Source organism: Noviherbaspirillum suwonense (assembly GCF_900182955.1).
Lineage (GTDB): Bacteria > Pseudomonadota > Gammaproteobacteria > Burkholderiales > Burkholderiaceae_D > Noviherbaspirillum_A > Noviherbaspirillum_A suwonense.
The window spans coordinates 1-21478 of record NZ_FXUL01000009.1; the positions used below are offsets into that span (position 1 = coordinate 1).

Annotated in this window: 17 protein-coding genes; 11 read left to right on the forward strand and 6 right to left on the reverse strand. The window is 62.9% G+C overall.

The features are described 5' to 3' along the window. From QOL82_RS12865 to QOL82_RS12875, 3 genes are all read left to right on the forward strand, one after another. Positions 1-792, forward strand: a 792-nt coding sequence (locus QOL82_RS12865) for a molybdopterin oxidoreductase family protein (protein WP_283442680.1), incomplete at its 5' end; no start/stop codon positions are given. Beyond that, positions 789-1724, forward strand: a complete 936-nt coding sequence (locus QOL82_RS12870) for a histone deacetylase family protein (protein ID WP_283442681.1) — start codon at positions 789-791, stop codon at positions 1722-1724. The genes QOL82_RS12865 and QOL82_RS12870, both read left to right, overlap by 4 nt. A 379-nt stretch (positions 1725-2103) precedes the next feature. Next, positions 2104-3345, forward strand: a complete 1242-nt coding sequence (locus QOL82_RS12875) for an HPP family protein (protein ID WP_430438477.1) — start codon at positions 2104-2106, stop codon at positions 3343-3345. A 138-nt stretch (positions 3346-3483) separates the two neighbouring features. On the opposite strand, the gene QOL82_RS12880 is transcribed toward QOL82_RS12875, so the two are convergent. From QOL82_RS12880 to QOL82_RS12895, 4 genes are all read right to left on the reverse strand, one after another. Next, positions 3484-3918, reverse strand: a complete 435-nt coding sequence (locus QOL82_RS12880; RefSeq protein ID WP_283442682.1) for a PAS domain S-box protein — start codon at positions 3916-3918, stop codon at positions 3484-3486. A 95-nt stretch (positions 3919-4013) separates the two neighbouring features. Next, a complete protein-coding gene (gene frc, locus QOL82_RS12885) occupies positions 4014-5282 on the reverse strand; it encodes a formyl-CoA transferase (protein ID WP_283442683.1) in 1269 nt (422 codons plus the stop codon). A 28-nt stretch (positions 5283-5310) separates the two neighbouring features. Further along, complete coding sequence (gene oxc, locus QOL82_RS12890; RefSeq protein ID WP_283442684.1) at positions 5311-7098, reverse strand: oxalyl-CoA decarboxylase; 1788 nt, start codon at positions 7096-7098, stop codon at positions 5311-5313. A gap of 442 nt (positions 7099-7540) precedes the next feature. Next, complete coding sequence (locus QOL82_RS12895; protein ID WP_283442685.1) at positions 7541-8470, reverse strand: LysR family transcriptional regulator; 930 nt, start codon at positions 8468-8470, stop codon at positions 7541-7543. A gap of 182 nt (positions 8471-8652) precedes the next feature. On the opposite strand from QOL82_RS12895, the gene QOL82_RS12900 reads away from it, so the two are divergent. The 4 genes from QOL82_RS12900 (at position 8653) to QOL82_RS12915 (ending at position 11725) form a co-directional block, all read left to right on the forward strand. Beyond that, complete coding sequence (locus tag QOL82_RS12900) at positions 8653-8982, forward strand: HAD family hydrolase (RefSeq protein WP_283442686.1); 330 nt, start codon at positions 8653-8655, stop codon at positions 8980-8982. 199 nt (positions 8983-9181) lie between these two features. Then, positions 9182-9949: a fumarylacetoacetate hydrolase family protein gene (locus tag QOL82_RS12905; RefSeq protein WP_283442687.1), complete on the forward strand. Its 768-nt coding sequence runs from the start codon at positions 9182-9184 to the stop codon at positions 9947-9949. Positions 9950-9966: 17 nt separating this feature from the next. After that, positions 9967-10977, forward strand: coding sequence for a 2-dehydropantoate 2-reductase (locus tag QOL82_RS12910; RefSeq protein WP_283442688.1), 1011 nt, complete (start codon positions 9967-9969; stop codon positions 10975-10977). Between the two features lie 22 nt (positions 10978-10999). Next, positions 11000-11725 (forward strand): hypothetical protein, encoded by a 726-nt coding sequence (locus QOL82_RS12915; protein WP_283442689.1) that lies wholly within the window; start codon positions 11000-11002, stop codon positions 11723-11725. A 95-nt stretch (positions 11726-11820) separates the two neighbouring features. Here the strand turns inward: QOL82_RS12915 and QOL82_RS12920 are convergent, their stop codons facing one another. Beyond that, positions 11821-12729 (reverse strand): LysR family transcriptional regulator, encoded by a 909-nt coding sequence (locus QOL82_RS12920; protein ID WP_283442690.1) that lies wholly within the window; start codon positions 12727-12729, stop codon positions 11821-11823. Between the two features lie 135 nt (positions 12730-12864). Between QOL82_RS12920 and gcl the strand changes: the two genes are divergently transcribed. The 4 genes from gcl (at position 12865) to QOL82_RS12940 (ending at position 19259) form a co-directional block, all read left to right on the forward strand. Then, complete coding sequence (gcl, locus tag QOL82_RS12925; RefSeq protein ID WP_283442691.1) at positions 12865-14640, forward strand: glyoxylate carboligase; 1776 nt, start codon at positions 12865-12867, stop codon at positions 14638-14640. Positions 14641-14664: 24 nt separating this feature from the next. Then, positions 14665-15444 carry a hydroxypyruvate isomerase gene (gene hyi / locus QOL82_RS12930; protein WP_283442692.1) on the forward strand — a complete coding sequence of 260 codons (780 nt, stop codon included), beginning with the start codon at positions 14665-14667 and terminating at the stop codon, positions 15442-15444. A gap of 45 nt (positions 15445-15489) precedes the next feature. Next, complete coding sequence (locus QOL82_RS12935) at positions 15490-16377, forward strand: 2-hydroxy-3-oxopropionate reductase (RefSeq protein WP_283442693.1); 888 nt, start codon at positions 15490-15492, stop codon at positions 16375-16377. A 158-nt stretch (positions 16378-16535) separates the two neighbouring features. Beyond that, complete coding sequence (locus QOL82_RS12940; protein ID WP_283442694.1) at positions 16536-19259, forward strand: hypothetical protein; 2724 nt, start codon at positions 16536-16538, stop codon at positions 19257-19259. A 138-nt stretch (positions 19260-19397) separates the two neighbouring features. Here QOL82_RS12940 and QOL82_RS12945 read toward each other — a convergent pair whose 3' ends face one another. Further along, positions 19398-21476, reverse strand: a complete 2079-nt coding sequence (locus QOL82_RS12945) for a 3-hydroxyacyl-CoA dehydrogenase NAD-binding domain-containing protein (RefSeq protein WP_283442695.1) — start codon at positions 21474-21476, stop codon at positions 19398-19400. Positions 21477-21478 lie beyond the last annotated feature (2 nt).

A 21478-nucleotide genomic window follows, 5' to 3' on the forward strand; every position in this document is an offset into this window, starting at 1 on the left:
CTGGGGCGGCAGGCGATCGACCCGCCGGGCCAGGCCAAGCCGGACCTGTGGATCATCCAGCAGCTCGCGCAGCAGCTGGGGCTGGACTGGAACTATGGCCACGTGTCGGAAGTGTTCGACGAGATGCGGCACAGCATGCCGAGCATTGCCGGCATCAGCTGGGACCGGATGGAGCGGGACAATGCGGTGACGTATCCGTGCATGAAGGAAGGCGATGCCGGCGAGCCGGTGGTGTTCGTGGACGCCTTCCCGACCGAGAGCGGGCTGGCGCGGTTCGTGCCGGCGGACATCATCCCGGCGGCGGAGCGGCCCGATACCGAGTACCCGATGGTGCTGATCACGGGCCGGCAGCTGGAGCACTGGCATACCGGCAGCATGACGCGGCGGGCGGCGGTGCTGGACGCGCTGGAACCGGACCCGGTAGCGCTGGTGCATCCGCTGGACCTGACGGGTCTGGGCGGCAAGCCGGGGGACGTGATCACGATTGCGTCGCGGCGGGGCGAGGTGGCGCTGTATGCGCGGGCCGACGAGGGCACGCCGCGGGGCGCGGTGTTCGTGCCGTTCTGCTATTACGAGGCGGCGATCAACCGGCTGACGAATGCGGCGCTGGACCCGTTCGCGAAGATCCCGGAGTTCAAGTACTGCGCGATCCAGGTCACGCTGGGCGGCGAGGTGGCCGAGCAGAGCAGCTATGGCGGCGGGCAGGCCATGCTCAATGCAGGCGCCACGCCGGTGGAAATGCGGCGGGTCGGACTCGATACGCTGCAGTCGAACCAGGCGACACGACCATGACGACCCTGATCTATACCCATTCGGCATGCATGGAGCACCGCCCCGGGCCGGGGCATCCCGAGTCGCCGGCGCGGCTGGCGGCAGTGCTGTCGGCCTTGCGTTCGCCGGGCTTCGAGGCGCTGCAGTGGCAGGACGCGCCCAAGGGCACGATGGAGCAGGTCGCGCTGATCCACGACCCGGACTTCATCGAGCTGGTCGTCGACAACGCGCCGCGCCAGGGCACCGTGGTGCTCGACGGCGGCGACACGGTGATGTCGCCCGGCTCGCTGGAAGCGGTGATGCGCTGCGTCGGCGCTGCCTGCGCGGGCGTCGATGCGGTCATGGCGGGCACGGCCGACAATGTCTTTTGCGCGACCCGTCCCTGCGGCCACCATGCGGAGCCGGACCGGGCGATGGGCTTCTGCATCTTCAACCAGGCTGCCATCGCCGCCGCCTATGCAGCCCAGCAATATGGGCTGGAGCGGGTCGCGGTAGTGGACTTCGATGTCCATCATGGCAACGGCACGCAGGCGGCGTTCTACGGCAACCCGGGCTTGTTCTATGCGTCCAGCCACCAGTCGCCGTTCTACCCCGGCACCGGCAGCAGGTCCGAGACCGGCGTCAGCCATAACATCGTCAATGTGCCGCTGGCGCGGGGCTGCGATTCGGCCCGCTTCCGCGAGGGCTGCGAACAGGAGATCCTGCCGGCGCTGCGCGCATTCAAGCCGGAATTCCTGATCATATCGGCCGGCTTCGATGCCCACCATCTCGACCCGCTGGCGGCGCTCGAACTCCAGGACAGCGACTTCCGCTGGATCACCGAGCAGTTGATGGCGATCGCCGACGAATGCTGCGGCGGACGCATCGTCTCCGTCCTGGAAGGGGGATACAGCATGGAAGGCCTCGCGTCCGGCACCGCGGAGCATGTCGGCGCGCTGATGCGCGCGGCTTAACAATAAAGGCCTGTGTCGATTAACATGGTGTTATCGCGGGCCGTACAAGGAGACTGATCATGGCAGCATGTCCGAAATGTAATGGCAGTGGCATACTTCAGTGCCATCGCTGCAAGGGAACCGGCAAGGCGCCGTTGCTGGACAAGGATATCGCGGTGAACCTCACCACCGGCGCCGTTCCCGGCCACGAGAATGAGCGTTGCCCGTCGTGCCACGGCGTGGGCACCGAACCCTGTTCCCGGTGCGACGGGTCCGGCGTGGTCCATTGCTGACACGCCCGCGACGGCGCCGCGCCTGATCGCGGCCGGACCCGGCAATTATTCATGCCTGCGCAATTGCCGGGAAAGGCCGCGCAGTTCCCGGCAACACGGAGTCCCTATTGAAGCTGTCCATCCTGCACGACCTGTTTCAGAAGCTCAGTCACAAGCTCATCCCCGGACGCGATCGTATCGACCGCTTCGAGAAGATGCGGGCCTGCGCCGGCGCGCTGTTCGGCCTCGTGCTCACCGGCATCTGCAGCGCCTTCTTCCTCCCCGATACCCGCAACGCGGTCATGCTGATTGCGCCGATGGGCGCGTCCGCCGTGCTGCTGTTCGCCGTGCCCGCCAGCCCGCTGGCGCAGCCCTGGTCCATCCTGGGCGGCAACCTGATCGCCAGCCTGGTCGGCGTGACATGCGGCAAGCTGATCGGCGATCCGATGCTCGCCGCGGCGATTGCCGGCGCGGTGGCGATAGGCGCAATGTTCATGCTGCGTTGCCTGCATCCGCCCAGCGGCGCGGTGGCGCTGACCGCCGTGCTTGGCGGACCGGCCATCCATGCGATGGGTTATGGCTTCGTCGCAACGCCGGTCATGCTCAATTCACTGCTGCTGCTGGCCGCCGCCCTGTTCTACAACAATGCGACCGGCCGGCGCTACCCGCACCGGGTGCAGGCCGAGCCCGCCGAAAAGCATGACACCGGCGACGCGGCGCCGACCGCCCGCCTGGGCATCACGAGCGACGACCTCGACGCTGCGCTGGCCCGTTACAACCAGGTGCTGGACATCAGCCGTGAAGACCTGCAGGCCATCCTGCTGGAAACCGAGATGCGTTCCCACCAGCGCCGGTTCGGCGTCACCCGCTGCAGCGACGTGATGTCCCGCGACGTGGTGCGCGTACTGTTCGGCACGCCTTTGCAGGAAGCATGGGACGCGCTGCACGAGCACAGGCTGACGGCGCTGCCGGTGGTGGGGCGCGGCGATCACGTGGTCGGCATCATCACCAAGGCCGACTTCATCAAGCATGCGCGGTCGCAGAGCTACAAGGGACTGGGAGAGGCGATGAAGCGGCTCCTGGAACCGGTGCGGCAGACCCATTCGATCAAGCCGGAAGTGGTGGGGCAGATCATGAACAAGCATGTGCGCACGGTTCGCCATGACCAGCCGGTAGTGGAGCTGGTACCGCTGATGTCGGACGCGGGCCTGCACTCGCTGCCGGTCGTCGACGACGACGGACGCCTGGTCGGCATCATGACCCAGTCGGACATGATCGCGACCCTGTATGAAAAGAACCTGGGACAGATGGCTGGGAGCCTGAAGCCGGCGCCGGTGCAGGACGCGCCCTTGCGCGCCGGCGCGGGTTGAACCTGGGCCGCGCTGTACTTTCACCGCAGCACCCGGCATACCGCTGCACCCAAACGCACCGCCTCCATTGCTGATCCCTGCGGGCCGGGCTGCGGGGACGAACTGCGCAATGCGTCGCGCGCCATCCCCGCAAGAGATTCAGTGGGCTGCCGACTTCGCCTCGAGTTCGGCGATACGGCGGCGCATGTCCCTTTCCTCGCCCCAGCGCTTCGTCTCGTCGCGAACGATTGCAACGATGGACGAGACCTTGCCGTCCGGCGTGTAAAGCATGGCGACGGTGAAGGCGATCGACAGCGGATGGCCTTCCTTGTGCAGCGCCGGCACCCGCAGCAGGTCGTTGCCGTAGCGCGTCTGCCCGGTGTGCATGGTCTTCTCATAGCCTTCCCAGTGGCGCTGCCGCTGCCGCTCGGGAACGATGATATCCAGCGACTTGCCCAATGCCTCGCTCTCGGTGAAACCGAAGATACGCTCCGCCGCCGGGTTCCAGAAAATGATGGCGCCGCTGGCGTCCGCCACGACGACGCCGTCGCCGATAGCCGTCAGCAGCTGCTTGTAGTCAATCTGCGCATCCATGATGTCGCTCCTGTTGCTCGATACGATTGTAAAAAAAAATGGCATCCGGACCGCACGGGTACGAATGCCATCGCAAGGGACGGATCAGCGGGCGTCTAGACCGCCTTGGCCTCGTGCATTGCCTGGATCTGCTGCGAGCTGTAGCCCAGCTCTTCCAGCACCTCGTCGGTATGCTGGCCCAGCAGCGGGGACGCGGTTACTTCCGGCTTCAGGTCCGAGAACTTGATCGGGCTGCCGATGGTGAAGTAGGAACCGCGCACCGGATGCTGGACTTCGACGATGGAGCCCGACTTGCGCAGCGACTCGTCGACCAGCAGTTCCTTCATCGACAGCACCGGCGAGCAGGGGATGTCGAACTTGCGGAAGATGTTGACCGCTTCGTACTTGGTCTTGTCCTTGATGAAGTCCTCGATCGTTGCAAAGATCTCGGTGATGTGCGGCTGGCGCGCCTGCGGCGTCATGTAGGCCGGATCGGTCTTCCACTCCGGTTTGCCCAATGCGTCGCAGATCGGCGCCCAGGCATGGCCCTGGACCGTGAAGTAGATGTACGCGTTCGGGTCGGTCTCCCAGCCCTTGCACTTCAGGATCCAGCCTGGCTGGCCGCCGCCGCCCGCATTGCCGCCGCGCGGCGTGACCTTGTCCTTGAATGCCTCCATCTCGTGCGGATACTGTGGATATTCTTCCAGGTAGCCGACGCGCTCCAGGCGCTGCTGGTCGCGCATCTTCACGCGGCACAGGTTCAGCACCGCGTCCTGCATCGACACCGCGACCTTCTGGCCCTTGCCGGTCTGCTGGCGACCGATATAGGCGGTCAGGATGCCGATAGCAAGGTGCATGCCGGTGTTGGAGTCGCCCAGCGCCGCAGCCGAGATGGTCGGCTCGGAATTCTCGCCCTTCCACCAGCCGGTGGTCGAGGCCGCGCCGCCCGCGCATTGCGCGACGTTCTCGTAGACCTTCAGGTCCTCATAGTGGTGACCTTCGGAAAAGCCCTTGACCGAGGCCAGGATCATCTTCGGATTCAGCTCCTGGATGCGCTCCCAGGTGAAGCCCATGCGGTCCAGCGCGCCCGGGCCAAAGTTCTCGACCATCACGTCGGATTCCTTGATCAGCTTCTCCAGCACCTCCTTGCCTTCCTTCTGTTTCGTGTCCAGCGTCAGCGAGCGCTTGTTCGAGTTAAGCATCGTGAAGTACAGCGCATCGGCATCGGGGATGTCGCGCAGCTGGCTGCGGGTGACGTCGCCCGCGCCCGGACGCTCGACCTTGATCACATCCGCGCCGAACCAGGCCAGCATCTGGGTGCAGGCGGGACCTGCCTGCACATGGGTGAAGTCGATGATCTTGATGCCTTGCAGTGGTTTGTTCATGGTATCTCCTTGTTTATATCGCGGTCGATTACTTCTTCTTTGCTGCGCTTTGCGGGTTGAGGTGCGAGATGCGCCCGCTCTCGGTGCCGGCGTTCTCGTCGATGACGACATTGATCAGCGTCGGCTTGCCCGAAGCGATGCCTTCGGTCAGCGCCTTGGACAATTCCTCCGGCGTGTTGGCGGTGACGCCGACGCCGCCGAAGGCCTGCATCAGCATGTCGTAGCGCGAGCCCTTGACGAACACGGTCGGCGCCGGGTCTGCGCCGCCGGTCGGGTTGACGTCATTGCCCTTGTAGACGCCGTTGTTGTTGAAGATGACGACGGTGACCGGCAGGTTGTAGCGGCAGATGGTCTCGACTTCCATGCCCGAGAAGCCAAAGGCCGAGTCCCCTTCCAGCGCGACCACCGGCTTGCCCGTGGTCACGGCCGCGCCGATCGCATAGCCCATGCCGATGCCCATCACGCCCCAGGTGCCGGAGTCCAGCCGCTTGCGCGGCTCGTACATGTCGATCACGGAGCGGGCCAGGTCCAGCGTGTTGGCGCCCTCGTTGACCAGGCAGATGTCCGGACGGGTCTTGAGCACGTCGCGCATGGCCGACAATGCGGTCATGAAATTCATCGGCGACGTCTTGGCCGACAGGGTCTTGGCCATCTTCGCGACGTTGGCGTCGCTTTTCTCCTTGATCGAGCCGGTCCAGGAAGCATCGGGCTTGTTGAAGCCGGACTTCTCGATTTCCTTCAGCAGCGCGGCCACGGTCGAGCCGATGTCGCCCGCCAGCGGCGCGTCGATCGGCACGTTCGAGTCCATTTCCTGCGCCGAGATGTCGATCTGCACGAACTTCTTGTCGGCCCAGTCCTTGTGGTCCTTGCCGCCCCAGGTCGGGCCCTTGCCATGCGAGAGCAGCCAGTTCAGGCGGGCGCCGATCAGCATCACGCAGTCGGCTTCCTTCAGCGCATACGAACGCGCGGCGATCGCGGCCTGCGGATGGTTGTCGGGCAGCAGGCCCTTGGCCATGGACATGGCCAGGTAGGGGATGCCGGTCTTCTCGACGAAGGCGCGGATGTCGGCGTCGGCCTGCGCATACGAGGCGCCCTTGCCCAGCATGATGACCGGGCGCTTCGCATTCTTCAGCACGTCCAGCGCGCGGGTGATGGCTTCCGGCGCCGGGACCTGCGCGGGCGCCGGATCGACCACCTTGACGATGGACTTCTTGCCGGCGGCGGCGTCCATCGCCTGGCCGAGCAGCTTGGCGGGCACGTCAAGGTAGACGCCACCGGGACGGCCGGAGACCGCGGCGCGGATCGCGCGGGCCATGCCGATGCCGATGTCCTCGACATGGTTGATCCGGTAGGCCGCCTTGACATAGGGCTTTGCGGCGTTGAGCTGGTCGAGTTCCTCGTAGTCGCCCTGCGCCAGGTCGACGATCTCGCGCTCGGAGGAGCCGGAGATCATGATCATCGGGAAGCAGTTGACGGTGGCATTGGCCAGCGCGACCAGGCCATTGAGAAATCCGGGGGCCGAGACGGTCATCGCGATACCGGGCTTCTTGGTCAGGTAGCCGGCGATGGCTGCGGCATTGACCGCATTGGCCTCGTGCCGGAAGCCGATGAAGCGCAGGCCCTCGGCTTGCGCCATGCGCGCCAGGTCCGTGATGGGAATGCCGACCAGGCCATAGATGGTGTCGACGTCGTTTGCTTTGAGCGCGTCGATGACCAGGTGAAAGCCGTCGGTCTGTTCCGCACTGGCAGGCAGCGGCTCCTGCTGGGCCAGCGACGTGGTTTCATCGATCTGAACTGGTTTCAAGATTGAAGACATGCTTGCTCCTGTGGGTTCCGGCTTATAGGTGCGCCGCCGGGTAGGGCGCGTTGACATCCAAGGGCGGCGGCGGGGATCAGGACATGGCATATGCATGCAGAAGCCATGTCCTGATCCCGTTTTTAACCGCTACGGGCGGGGACGAAGTAGCGGCATCATAGCGATGGGGCCTGTTTTTCCTCATTGACCGGGGTCAATTTTCAAAAGATGAATAAAAGGGCATTCATTCATGCCGCGCAGTAATGCGGGCATCAGGATCTTGGCTTGAAGCATTGTTCGTTGCATGGCGCTGGACCATGCGGGAAGGGCTGTCGATCTCATGCGTCAGCTCAGGCAGCACGATGTCGTGCTGCCCGGCCTGGCATCTCCGCCGCGTCTGCCGCGCAAGGCGAAGCACGGCCCTTATCGGCCGTCGCAAGCCCTCGTGAGCCTTGTATGACCCTCAGGCCTGCGGCACGTAGCCGGTGAACTTCTGGATCAGCGCAGCGCCGTCGCTCATCAGGAAGGTCCGGAAGGCCTCGGCCACCGGCGGCAGGCGCTTGCCGTTGCGATATACGACATACCAGTTCAGCATCATCGGAAAGCCCTGCACGTCGAGCACGACCAGGCTGCCGGCCTGCAATTCGAGGCTGATGGTATGGGCCGAAAGAAAGCTGATGCCCATGCCGGCGATGACCGCCTGCTTGATGGTCTCGGTGCTCTTGATCTCCATCGCGATGTTGAGGTCGGCGATGTGCCTGCCGAAGCTTTCCTCCATCGAGTTCCAGGTGTCGGACCCTTTTTCCCTGACCACGAAGCGCTCCCGCTTGATGGTTGCCAGCGGGATCTTCTTGCGCTTCGCATACGGATGGTCGGCCGCCGCCACGATCACGTAGGGATGCGGCGCGAAGGCTTCGTTGACGGTGTCCATGTCATGCGGCGGCCGCACCATGATCGCAAGATCCGTCATGTTGCCGGCGATTTCGCCAAGCAGCTTTTCGCGATTGTGGACAGCGAGATTGAGCGTCACGCCCGCGTGGCGCCGCGCGAATTCCACCAGCAGCCGCGGAAAGAAATAATCGCCGGCGCTGATCACCGCGACATTGAGCCTGCCGCCCTCGACGCTCTTGAACTGCGTCAGCGCTTCTTCGGCTTCATCGAACTGCTGGATGATCAGCCGGCTGTAGCGCAGCAGTTCCTCGCCGGCCGGCGTCAGGTAGACCCGTTTGCCCAGCTGCTCGAACAGCACCAGGCCGACATGGCCCTGCAGGGTCTTCACCTGCGTCGACACTGCCGGCTGCGTCAGGTGCAGTTCCTCGGCGGCGCGCGAAAAGCTGAGGTGACGGGCCACGGTTTCAAAGACTTTCAACTGGCGAAGCGTGGCATTTTTCATGATGGCGTGTTCAATCCGGCAACGTGGACGTCAGAGGAGGAATGCATCAAGCATAAATCATAATGAATGGTTTTGATTAAAAAGTTTAAGTGTCATTTATCGATCAACGAACCTAGTATGCCTCCACACCGCAAGCAAACACGCCGGCGGATCATCCACTCTCGAACACCAAGGAGGCTTACATGTCCTACTACCAGGCTGCCACGCATGCTGAAAGCAATCCCGCCGATTTCCATCGCGACGCCTATAACGCTGCGTTCTACGAGCTTGGCCTGAAATGGCACTGGGACGAATCGGTCTATGAGAACGTGCTGTCCGACCACCAGGAGCGTGAACGGCTGCTCGGCTACCTGAAGACGCACCAGACGCATCTGCTCAGCGCTTATGACGCCGACTTCCTGGTCGCCGCAATCGAGACCACCAAGGCGCGCTGGTATGACGCGCTGCTGCAGACCGGCACGCGTCGCCATGTCAACTGGGCCGAGTTCCAGCAGGCGCAGCTTGGCGCATAGCGGCGGCCGCCGCAATGCCTGCGCGGCCTTCGCATGCGGAATTTTTTGAAACTTAACCGTGGTCAATGTGCCGCGCAGGCCGTTACCGGAACATGCGCTTGCAGGCTGCGCCATGCAGCAAACACGATAAAGCTTGCCAGCATCGCCGCCCCGGCTGCGAATGCGCCAGGCAGCGACGCCGAAACAAGGAAGAGACGACATGATCCAACGCTGGCTACGCTTCAATCACCTCGGCAAGACCTGTTTCGGCACGCTGGAAGGAAACAAGATACGCATCTACGAGGGCGACATGCTGGTCGACCCCCGGCCCACCGACCAGTGCGCCACGCTCGGCGAAGTGAAGCTGCTGATCCCGGTGGTGCCGGGCAAGGTGCTGGCGCTCTGGAACAATTTCCATGCGCTGGGGCGCAAGCTGGGGCTGGAGCCGCCGCCGGAGCCGCTCTACCTGCTCAAGGCGCCCAATTCCTACCTGAACCCGCTGGAGACCATACGCAAGCCGCTGTGCGACGGCAAGGTCGTGTACGAGGGCGAGCTCGGCGTCGTGATCGGCCGCACCTGCACCAACGTGGCCGAGGAAGATGCGCTGTCGCATGTCTTCGGCTATACCTGTGCCAACGATGTCACCGTCGCCGACATCATCCAGCGCGATCCGACTTTCCCGCAGTGGGTCAGGGCCAAGGGCTTCGACACCTTCCTGCCCTTCGGGCCTGTGATTGCCACCGGGCTCGATCCCGCGATGCTGGTCGTGCGGACCATGCTGAATGAGGAAGTGCGACAGGATTACCCGATCAATGACATGGTGTTCCCGGTGCAGAAACTGGTGAGCCTGATCTCGCGCGACATGACGCTCCACCCCGGCGACATGATCCTGTGCGGCACCTCGGTCGGCGTCGGCTCGATGAAGCCGAACAGCATCGTCGAAGTGGAGATAGGCGGCATAGGAAAGCTGCGCAACCGATTCGAGTAAACCATGAGGGTAGCAACATGAAAATCGCAATCATCGGAGCGGGCGCCATCGGCGGCTACGTCGGGGTCAAGCTTGCGCTTGCAGGGGAAGACCTGACGTTCATCGTGCGCGGCGCCAACCTGCGGGCCATACGCAGCGCAGGCATGAAGCTGGTCATGCAGGACGGGACCGAGCATGTCGCATCGAACGTCAGGGCAACAGATAGCTATGACGACGCCGGCGTCCAGGACGTGGTCATCGTCGCGCTCAAGGCGCACCAGCTGGATGCGGTCGCGGACAACATCGGCAAGCTGGTCGGACCCGACACCGTGATCGTCACCATGCAGAACGGCATACCGTACTGGTACTTCCACAAGCATGGCGGCGAACTGGAGGGGCGGCAGGTGGTGTCGGTCGACCCGACCGGCGAACTGGCGCGCAAGATAGCGGTCGACAAGGTCATCGGCTGCGTGGTCTACCCGGCGTCCGAGCTGATCGCGCCGGGCGTGGTGCGCCATATCGAGGGCGACCGCTTCCCGCTGGGCGAGCTGGACGGCACATCGAGCGAACGGGTCAACCGGGTGGCGGCCTGCATGACCAATGCCGGCTTCAAGGCGCCGGTACTGGACAACATCCGCAGCGAGATCTGGCTGAAGCTGTGGGGCAATCTGACGTTCAACCCGATCAGCGCACTCAGCCATTCGACGCTGGTCGATATCTGCCAGTATCCGCTGACCCGCGTGCTTGCGGTGCAGATGATGGAGGAAGCGCAGGCTGTCGCCAACCGGCTCGGCATCGAGTTCCGCGTGACGCTGGACAAGCGCATTGCTGGCGCGGAAAAGGTCGGCAAGCACAAGACCTCGATGCTGCAGGATATCGAAGCCGGCCGCGGCTCGGAAGTCGATGCGCTGGTCGGCGCGGTGGTCGAGCTGGGCCGGCTTACCGATACGCCGACGCCACATATCGATACCGTGTATGCGCTGGTCAAGCTGCTGGACCGTACCGTCGCGGAAGAGAGCGGCGTGGTCAAGCTGCAAAAGGCGGCGTAGGCGGACCGGCCCGATGCAGGCGATGGCAGCAGGTCACTTCGCCGCGCAGCGCGCAGTACTGGCGCGCGCCGCCCGCTCGCCGGGCGGCACGCTGTGGATCCTGGGAAATGCCGGCGCTGCCGGCAAGGTCCGCTGGCGTCCCGGCGACCAGGTCGCGGCGGCGCAGGCGCGCAGCATGTTCGACCGCCTGTGCAGTCATGGCTACCGCGCCTTCGCCATCGGCCCCACCCGGCCTGCGCGCTGCATCCTCCATTTCGACGCGGCCAGCACGCAGCTGATGCTGGTGCCGGGGCCGGCCACGGGCTGGGAAGATTGCGATGCCGCCGCATGGACTGCATCGATCGACGAGGCCGGCAGCCTGCTGCGCAGCTGGGTGGGCGCATTGTTGAGCAAGCCCGCGGCCGGCATGCAGCAGCCGCGCCGGGACAGTCAACTGCGGGCGAGCCGCGAAGCATTGGCCGTGCTGCTGCGGGTGCTGAGCCCGCGGCAGCGGCAGAGCCTGCGCGAGAGCGGCTGCTTCATGCTGGTCGGCGGCGCCAGCGGACTGCGCTACCGGGTGCGCAGCGAGGGCGCCGCGAACATCGAGCAGCTCGATGCGCACGGCGACGTTGCCTACCGGCTTCGCATCGCGCCGGCCTGCGAGCTGGCCTTGCCCGGCTGGCTGGCGATGCAGGCGCTGCACCTGCAGGACCCCGAAACCGAGTACCCGTTCCTGTCGGCCGCGCAGGTGTTCCCGGCAAAGGGTTGATGCGGCGGAATGCATGCCCCGGCCATGCCGCCGTTCAGGCGTCGCGCCGATGAGCGGGCGCCGTCATCCGCTTCGTTTGTCAGTCCTGCCGGACTTCACGCTTCCAGCCAGTATCCCGGCCGCGCATACATTTCCTTCAGCATGTCGATGAACAGCCGTACCCGCACCGGCAAATGCCGCTGCTGCGGATACACCGCCATGATGTCGTAGTCCGGCAGCGCGAATTCGTCGAGCACCGTGATCAGCTCGCCCGACGCCAGCTGCGGCTGTATTTCCCAGGTAGAACGCCAGGCCAGCCCCAGCCCCTCGCTGCCCCAGCTGTGCAGCAGCTCGCCGTCATTGCAGTCCAGGTTGCCGGCGACCTTGATCGTGACCGGTTTGCCGCCTTTCTGGAAATACCAGCCGCGCTGCTGCCCGCCCTGCAGGTTGAAGGCCAGGCAGTTATGGCGGGCCAGGTCTTCCAGCGTCTGCGGCACGCCGTGGCGCGCAAAGTAGTCGGGGGTGCCGCAGACCACGCGCCGGTTGCTGGCAAGCTTGACCGCGACGAAGCTCGGGTCGATCGTGCCGCCTATCCGTATGCCGAGGTCGTATCCCTCGCGCACCAGGTCGACCACCTGGTCGGTCAGGTTGAATGACAGCCTGACTTCCGGGTTGACCCTGACAAAGCCGGGCGCATGCGAGGCGACATGCTTGCGGCCGAATGCCGCCGGGGCCGACACCACCAGGTGGCCGGTGGCCCGGTGCCGGCCTTCGCCGATCTGCTGCTCGGCCTTGTCGAGCTCGCCGAGAAGACGCGTGCAATGGTCGAGATAGGCGACGCCTTCCTCGGTCAGCGTCAGGTGCCGCGTGGTTCGGTGCATCAGCTTGACGCCCAGTCTTTTCTCCAGCGCGTCGATGCGACGCCCCAGCATCGCCGGGCTGATTTTCTGCGACAGGCCCGCGCGGGCCAGGCTGCCTTTTTCAGCGACTTCGATAAAGGTCTCGATCTGTTTGAGCTTGTCCATGACAGTCGATTGTTCCATACCCAGAGTATCGAGTAAAGCGACGTTTCCTCGTCTTATCACGGCCAGTCTTTGCCGATACCATGGTTTTAGTCGGATCACCATTTCACCATCAAGCAAACTACCGGAGACAGCATCATGGCAAGGATGACGGCAGCACAGGCAGCAGCCTGGGTACTTGAAAAGGAAGGCGTACGGCAGGTGTTCGGCGTGCCAGGCGCGGCGATCAACCCATTCTATGCGGCATTAAAGAAGCAGGGCTCGATCGGGCACAGCCTCGCGCGCCATGTCGAAGGCGCGTCGCACATGGCCGAGGGCTATACCCGGGCAGTGGCCGGCAACATCGGCGTCTGCGTCGGCACGTCCGGCCCGGCCGGCACCGACATGATCACCGGCCTGTATTCGGCGCAGGCAGATTCGATACCTATACTCTGCATTACCGGCCAGGCGCCGCGCGCACGGCTGCACAAGGAAGACTTCCAGGCGGTCGATATCGAATCCATCGCCAAGCCGGTCACGAAGTGGGCCGTCACGGTGCGCGAGCCGGCGCTGGTGCCGTATGTGTTCCAGCAGGCCTTCCACATCATGCGTTCGGGCCGGCCCGGCCCGGTGCTGATCGACCTGCCCTTCGACGTGCAGATGGGCGAGATCGAGTTCGACCCGGATACCTATGCGCCGCTCGAGGTCTACAAGCCGCGCGCCAGCCGCGCGCAGATCGAGAAGGCGCTGGGCATGCTCAATGACGCCGAGCGTCCACTGATCACGGCAGGCGGCGGCATCATCAATGCCAACGCGTCGCCGAAGCTGGTGGAATTCGCCGAGCTGACCGGCATCCCGGTCATCCCGACGCTGATGGGCTGGGGCGTGATCCCCGACGACCACAAGCTGATGGCCGGCATGGTGGGGCTGCAGACCAGCCACCGCTACGGCAATGCGACGATGCTCGCGTCCGACTTCGTGCTCGGCATCGGCAACCGCTGGGCCAACCGGCACACCGGCTCGGTCGAGGTGTTCACCAAGGACCGCAAGTTCGTCCACGTCGACATCGAGCCAACCCAGATAGGCCGCGTGTTCGGGCCGGACTTCGGCATCGTCTCCGACGCCGGCGCGGCGCTCGACCTGTTCATCGAGGTCGCCACCGAATGGAAAGCCGCCGGCAAGCTGCGCGACCGCAGCGCCTGGGTCGAGCAATGCCAGCAGCGCAAGCGCACCATGCAGCGTCGCACCCACTTCGAGGAAACGCCGGTCAAGCCGCAGCGCGTCTACGAAGAGATGAACAAGGCCTTCGGCCGCGACACCTGCTACGTCAGCACGATCGGCCTGTCGCAGATCGCCGCGGCGCAGTTCCTGCACGTGTACAAGCCGCGCCACTGGATCAACTGCGGCCAGGCCGGCCCGCTGGGCTGGACCATACCGGCAGCGCTCGGCGTCTGCGCCGCCGACCCGTCGCGGCAGGTGGTTGCCATTTCCGGCGACTATGACTTCCAGTTCATGATCGAAGAGCTGGCGGTCGGCGCGCAGTTCAAGCTGCCTTACCTGCACGTGGTGGTAAACAACTCCTACCTCGGCCTGATCCGGCAGTCGCAGCGTGGCTTCGACATGGACTTCTGCGTGCAGCTGTCCTTCGAGAACATCAATGCGCCCGAGCTGAACGGCTACGGCGTCGACCACGTGGCCGTGGTGGAAGGGCTGGGCTGCAAGGCGATCCGCGTCATTAACCCGGACGACATTCCCGCCGCCTTCGCCCAGGCCAAGGCCTGGATGGAAGAGTTCAGGGTGCCGGTCGTGGTCGAGGTCATTCTCGAGCGGGTCACCAATATCGCGATGGGCACCGAGATCAACAACATCAACGAGTTCGAAGCGCTGGCAACGGAGCGGCAGCATGCGCCGACCTCGGCGGTGCTGCTCGATTAAGCAGGCGCATAAAGGATAAGAATCATGACAAGACTTGCAGCCAATCTCACGATGCTCTTCAACGAGCATCCCTTCCTCGACCGTTTCGAGGCGGCGGCGAAGGCCGGCTTTCGCGGCGTGGAATTCCTGTCGCCGTACTCCTATCATGTCGACCAGCTCGCCGACAGGCTCAGCCTCTACCAGCTCGAGCTGGTCCTGCATAACGTGCCCTCGGGCGACTGGGACGCCGGCGAGCGCGGCATCGCCTGCCATCCGGGCCGCGTCAGCGAGTTCAGGGAGGGGGTGGACGAAGCCATCATGTACGGGCGCGCCCTGGGCGTAAAGCAGGTGAACTGCCTGGCCGGCATTGTCCCGCACGGCGTGCATCGCGAGGCGGCGCACGAAACCATCGTCTCGAACCTGACCTTCGCCGGGGCGAAACTGAAAGAGGCCGGCATACGGCTGCTGATCGAGCCGGTCAACACCTTCGACATTCCCGGCTTCTTCCTGTCGCGCACCGCCCAGGCGCTGGCGCTGATCAAGGAGACCGGCTCGGACAATCTCTTCCTGCAGTACGACATCTATCACATGCAGCGCATGGAAGGCGAGCTGCTTCGAACCATCGAGGCCAACCTGCCTTCCATCCGGCACATACAGCTGGCCGACAACCCGGGCCGTTTCGAACCCGGCACCGGCGAGATCAACTATCGGGTCGTGCTGGCGCAACTGGATGCGATGGGATACGACGGCTGGGTGGGCTGTGAATACAAGCCCAAGGCAGGCACCGTCGAAGGCCTGGGCTGGCGCGCCGCACACGGCGTGTAATCGCCGCCGCACCGAACATCATCAACTTGAATCGTGGAGACTGGCATGGCAAAAATTGGCTTTATCGGACTGGGCATCATGGGCGCGCCGATGGCGGCAAACCTGCAGGCGGGCGGGCACAAGCTGTACCTGCATGACCGCAAGAACCCGCCGGCGGCACTGATCGAAGGTGGCGCGACGGTATGCACCACCGGCGCCGAAGTGGCGAAGCGGGCGGATGTCATCATCGTGATGGTGCCGGACACGCCGCACGTGGAAGCGGTGCTGTTCGAGGAGGACGGCGTGGCCGACGGCCTGACATCCGGCAAGATCGTGGTCGACATGAGCTCGATCTCGCCGATCGCGACCAAGACCTTCGCCCAGCGCATCAACGCGCTGAACTGCGAATACCTCGACGCGCCGGTGTCGGGCGGCGAAGTCGGCGCCAAGGCAGCCTCGCTGACCATCATGGTCGGCGGCTCGAAGGAAGCGTTCGGCATCGTCAAGCCGCTGTTCGAGCTGATGGGCAAGAACATCACGCTGGTCGGCGGCAACGGCGACGGCCAGACCACCAAGGTCGCCAACCAGATCATCGTCGCGCTCAACATTCAGGCGGTGGCCGAGGCGCTGCTGTTCGCTTCGCGCGCGGGCGCCGACCCGGCCAAGGTGCGCGAGGCGCTGATGGGCGGCTTCGCATCGTCCCGCATCCTAGAAGTGCACGGCGAGCGCATGGTTAAGCGCACGTTCAATCCCGGCTTCCGGATCGAGCTGCACCAGAAGGACCTGAACCTCGCCTTGCAGGGCGCGAAGGCGCTGGGCATCTCGCTGCCCAACACGGCGGCGACGCAGGAGTTGATGAATTCCTGCGCCGCGCATGGCATGGCAGGGCTGGATCATTCGGCGCTGTGCAGGGCGGTGGAGATGATGTCGAATCACCAGATCGCGGAGGGCTGAGCCAATAGCAGTATGCCCGCGTGTGCAAGGCACCGGGCAGGTTCTACGACAGTCGGAAGAACGGAACCCTATCGCCTGCAGCGCCGCAGGATTGCGGGATGCAGTCATGGAACCGATTGTCTCAGGTGTTACGAATGCGGGTTTGAAAAGGCCCAAATATGAAACGACCGATTTCTTCGCAGGACTCCACTGACCTTTCATATACGTTCCGACCTTTACTGCCTGACAGTGTTAACCACACGACGCCAGAGGGGAATAAACAGGAAGGATTAGTCCACCTGCTGGAAAACTATACCTTGGCCGCACTGCTGGATCTAATCGATGACCTGACAAATAGTCAAGAATTTTCGGAGGGTGATCCGACAACTGAGGACTCGGATTACGCTTACGAAGATCGGCGCCTGCTAAAGGCGATGACGGTAACCGGCAAGGACGCGGTGACTTTCCTGACTAAAGGCCGCCTTCCGGACGACCGGTCGCGCCGAAGCGACGTCGCGGAGCTAGTCATGGGCGTCGATGAACCAAAATTACATCTCGCGTTGCTCAAGCTCGGAAACTTTGTTTTTGCGCCCAAAGCAGACCAGTCTTTACAGGCATTTCTCGACGCAGCCAACCTGGCGTCAACCACGATTTTTAAAGACGTTTGTCTTCAGCTGCAATTCGTCCTTTACTTTGACGTGAACGCCGTCATTGACAACGTGGTGAGCTTGATCGAACTGGATCGGGGGTTTAATGCAATAAGGATTATCGATAACGGCTCATCAACGAGGGATCCTGAAGAACGTCTTAAAAAAAAATTGTTCGATGCACTTTCCCAAACGATGAAGCCGAAAGCTTCCATCATCGGAGGCGTTTTTCCAGTACCTGATTCCTACCTTCGACACCTCGTGCATTTCATGAAGGCATGCACAACAGTCCATACGTTCGAACTCGGGCGCCTTGTGCAGAAAGCCTGGACGTCTGATGCGAAAGACGTGTACCAGATGCTGTTGCAGTGTCTAAAGCAGCAAACGCAACTTGAAGTTCTCCACATCGCGGCTACAACAGCATGGGAGCATGAGCTCATTGGCAAATTTGTGGAGTCTAACCATACGATAACGAGCTTGAGCATCGATATGGTGGACCCGTTCTTCCCGCCGTCGCTGATCGAGGGTCTCAAGAATAATCGTTCGCTCGAAACTTTGCATTTATCTGTATTAAATAGTGTCTTGCCGGCCAGTACAACAAAGGAACACAGCCTCTTCCCGCTTCTGACAATCTTCAAGAACAACCATTGTTCCGCAAGGGAGCTGATACTGGACCTTCACCGTTGGAACGCCGACGACATCGGCGCATATGTCAATGTTGAAGAAGATTCCGAAGAAGGCCAGACCTTTATCGAGAGCCTGTTGACGAACAACACCACGCTCAATTCGCTCACCTTGATTTTTCCAGAGGAATCCCGGATTGATTTGCTCCCGTTAGGTAGGGGGATAAAACATAACCGGGCCCTTGAAAAACTGGAAGTCGAATTTCGTCGAGTTCGAGGCGTCGATTGTGGGCATCAACCAGACATTCTTCCGGACACGATACTGGCGTTCCTGGACAACGTAGCCAAGAATATAAGCCTGTCAAACCTCTTTGTCACAGGCATCTCCGGAACAGATAGCAAAGCGGCCGAAACATTAAAGACCATCAGTGCGCGCAACGCCTGCTTTCAAAAATATGCGTGTTCGTCATCCTACTTGCTCGGCGCAATATCCGGCTTTCTCGTCACAAAGGATATACCGGTTGATGTGGCGCCGACGGTCCAGAAATACCTCGGCGATAAGCGTCTGCTTGCCGCTAGCAGAGCGCTGGCTTGCGTCAACAGTGCGAGCAACGACTGGGCACAAGCAGTTCTTCGCAATGAGTCTGCCGCCCAACTGAAACTGGTACTCGAGACACCGCCGGCCGATCATAACGCTGCCGTAAAAAACATGGTTCATCTTCTTGGGATGATCTTGACCAGGAAGCCGGATTTTGCAGGAGACGTCATACCCCGGATCAAGGAGAGCGTTTTCCTGGCAGATGCGCTTGTTCACTGGCTGAGTAAAGACGCTTCTACCTTCAGGATCCTGGCGGAGCGCCTGAACGAAGCGGGCGGTAAGCAGATTTCGCGAAAGCAGGTTATCAGCGATTACGTAGGCGGGCACAAGAAATTCCCGAACATCCATAAACGGCTTCTGTTACTTGAGAAAAAATTCGCTCCCGATCAGAGCCACCTGGCAAGCTTCATGAATAAGCAAGTCGATTATGACGAGATTGATTTGCGTGAACTGCAGGCGTTTGTCGGATATGACTCCGTCGATCCGGTTTCCGATTTCAGCGCCGTACTCGCGTGGTGCATAAAGAATGCCGAGGCCGAACTATACGTCGCCTATATGGCCAATTATCCTGATTGCTGGCTGTCCACAATGGGTTTCCTTCCGAAGTTTCGACAACGCTTTCTTTCCTCGCTGGCCTTGAGCAGACAAGTAAGGCTGCTGCAGATCGTCGATTACGGGGTGCAGGGAGATGCCGCAGTCGTCGAATCGCTGTTGTCGGATGGATCGCTGGAATGGCTGACCTTGTCGAACGCAGGCTGCATGGGAGCGGACTTCAATCTGATCGTCAACAAGCTGGCGGCGAACACCAAGCTCAGACAACTGGAAATTGGTTTTCACCCTATGTCGAATATGTTTCCGCTCACAGAACAAATTAGGGAGATGTTCCAGGCAAATCAAGTCCTCGAGCGTCTGATCTTGCGCGTACCTGTCGTTCATCCCGAATATGCTCTGCTCGAACGACTGGCAAGCGCCGAGAGCCGCTTCCAACTGCACGCCAGCAGTGTCGATTTCGAGAACATCACGGGCGAAGGTTGAGCCGCTATGACTGCACCAGGATGCCGCCAGGCCTTCCGGTCCGACAAGGCCCGCAGGTTGCGCTGACGAAGGAAGCCCGGGAGTGGAAGCCGCGAAGGGTGCTAGAAGGTCTAGTTCGCGGCAACCCTACCGCCTGCGCTACAAGTCCTTGAACGACTTCCTCTGCGCCACCATATCCACCAGCAGCTTCGCAGGCTTGAAGTCATCCCCGAACCGCGCCTCGAAGTCCTGCATCTTCGCCAGCACTTTATCGAGCCCGACGCTGTCGCCGTACCGCATCGGCCCCCCGCGATACACCGGCCAGCCATAGCCGTTGACCCACACGACGTCAATGTCCGAAGCCCGGATGGCGATGCCTTCTTCCAGGATCCTTGCGCCTTCGTTGATCATCGGGTAGATGCAGCGTTCAAGGATTTCCTGTTCGGAGACCACACGCGGCGTGATGCCTTTCGATGCGGCGAAATCGCGGATGATGTTCTCGACCACCGGCGACGGCCGGGCCTGGCGCTTGTCATCGTAATCATAAAAGCCGGCCCCGGTCTTCTGGCCGCGCCGGTCCATCTCGCACAGGATCTCGCGCAGTGTCGAGCCAGTGGAGTTTTCGCGCCGCCACCCGAGGTCGAGGCCGGCTAGGTCGCTCATCGCAAACGGTCCCATCGGCAGGCCGAAGTCGACCAGCACGCGGTCCACGTCCCACGGCATCGCGCCTTCCAGCACCAGCTTGCCGGCCTCGCGCTGGCGTTGCGCAAGGATGCGGTTGCCGACGAAGCCCGGGCAGACGCCGACCAGCGCGGCGACCTTGCCGATGCGGCGGGCAAGCTGCATGCAGGTCGCAATCACCGGCTTCGAGGTCTTTTCGCCGCGCACCACTTCCAGCAGTTTCATCACGTTGGCCGGCGAGAAGAAGTGCAGGCCGATGACGTCCTGCGGCCGGCTGGTGGCGCTGGCGATTTCGTTCAGGTCCAGCGCCGAGGTGTTGGAGGCGAGGATGGCGCCCTGCCTGACGATGCGGTCGAGCTTGCCGAACATCTCTTTCTTCACGTCCATGTTCTCGAAGATCGCCTCGATCACGAGGTCGCACTGCGCCAGGTCGTCCAGCGCCAGCGAGCCTTTCAGCTGCGCCATGCGCTTTTCCACATCGTCCATGCTGATGCGGCCCTTGCTGGCGGTGTTCTCGTAATTGCGGCGTATGGTCGCGAGGCCGCGGTCCAGCGCTTCCTGCTTCGTCTCGACGATGGTGACCGGGATGCCGGCGTTGAGGAAGTTCATCGCAATGCCGCCGCCCATGGTGCCGGCGCCGATGATGCCCACCGTGTTGACCGGTATGGTCGGCGTGTCGGCCGGCACGTCCGGCACGTTCCAGGCCTTGCGCGAGGCAAAGAAATAGTAGCGCTGCGCTGCCGACTGTGTGCCAGCCATTAGTTCCTCGAACAACTTGTGCTCGAAGGCCAGGCCTTCGTCGAAAGGCATGTTCACCGCTGCCTCGATGCAGCGGATATTCGCTTCCGGCGCCTGGAAGCCGCGGAACTTGCGGGCATTCCCGCGCCGGAATTCGGCGAACAGCTCGGGCCGGCCGCGCGCCGCTTCCACCTTCTCGTTCATGTCCCGCACCTTGCGCAGCGGCCGGCCTTCGGCGACGACCTTGCGCGCGAAGGCAATGGCGCCGGCGCGCAGGCCGTCCTCCGGCGTCAGTTCATCGACCAGGCCCATGGCCAGCGCATCCTTCGCGCGCACATGCATGCCGGACGTCACCATCTCCAGCGCCTTCTCGGCGCCGACGATGCGCGGCAGCCGCTGGGTGCCGCCTGCGCCTGGCAGCAGGCCGATGTTCACCTCCGGCAGCCCGCATTTCGCCGAGGGCACCGCGACCCGGTAATGGCAGACCAGCGCGACTTCCAGCCCGCCGCCGAGCGCGGTGCCGTGGATGGCGGCAATCACCGGCTTGCCGGCGTCCTCGATGCGCTGCTGCACCTGCGGCAGCGTCAGGCCGCTGCGCGGCTTGTCGAACTCGGCGATGTCGGCGCCCGCGATAAAGGTCTTGCCGGCGCAGATCAGCACGACCGCCTGCACCGCGTCATTGTCCAGCGCCTCGCCTATGCCCTGGTAGATGCCGTCGCGCACCGCGACCGACAGCGCATTGACCGGCGGCGAATTCAGGGTGACGACGGCGATGCCGTCCTCGATGACGAGGTCGGTGACGGGATTGATTGCAGCCATAA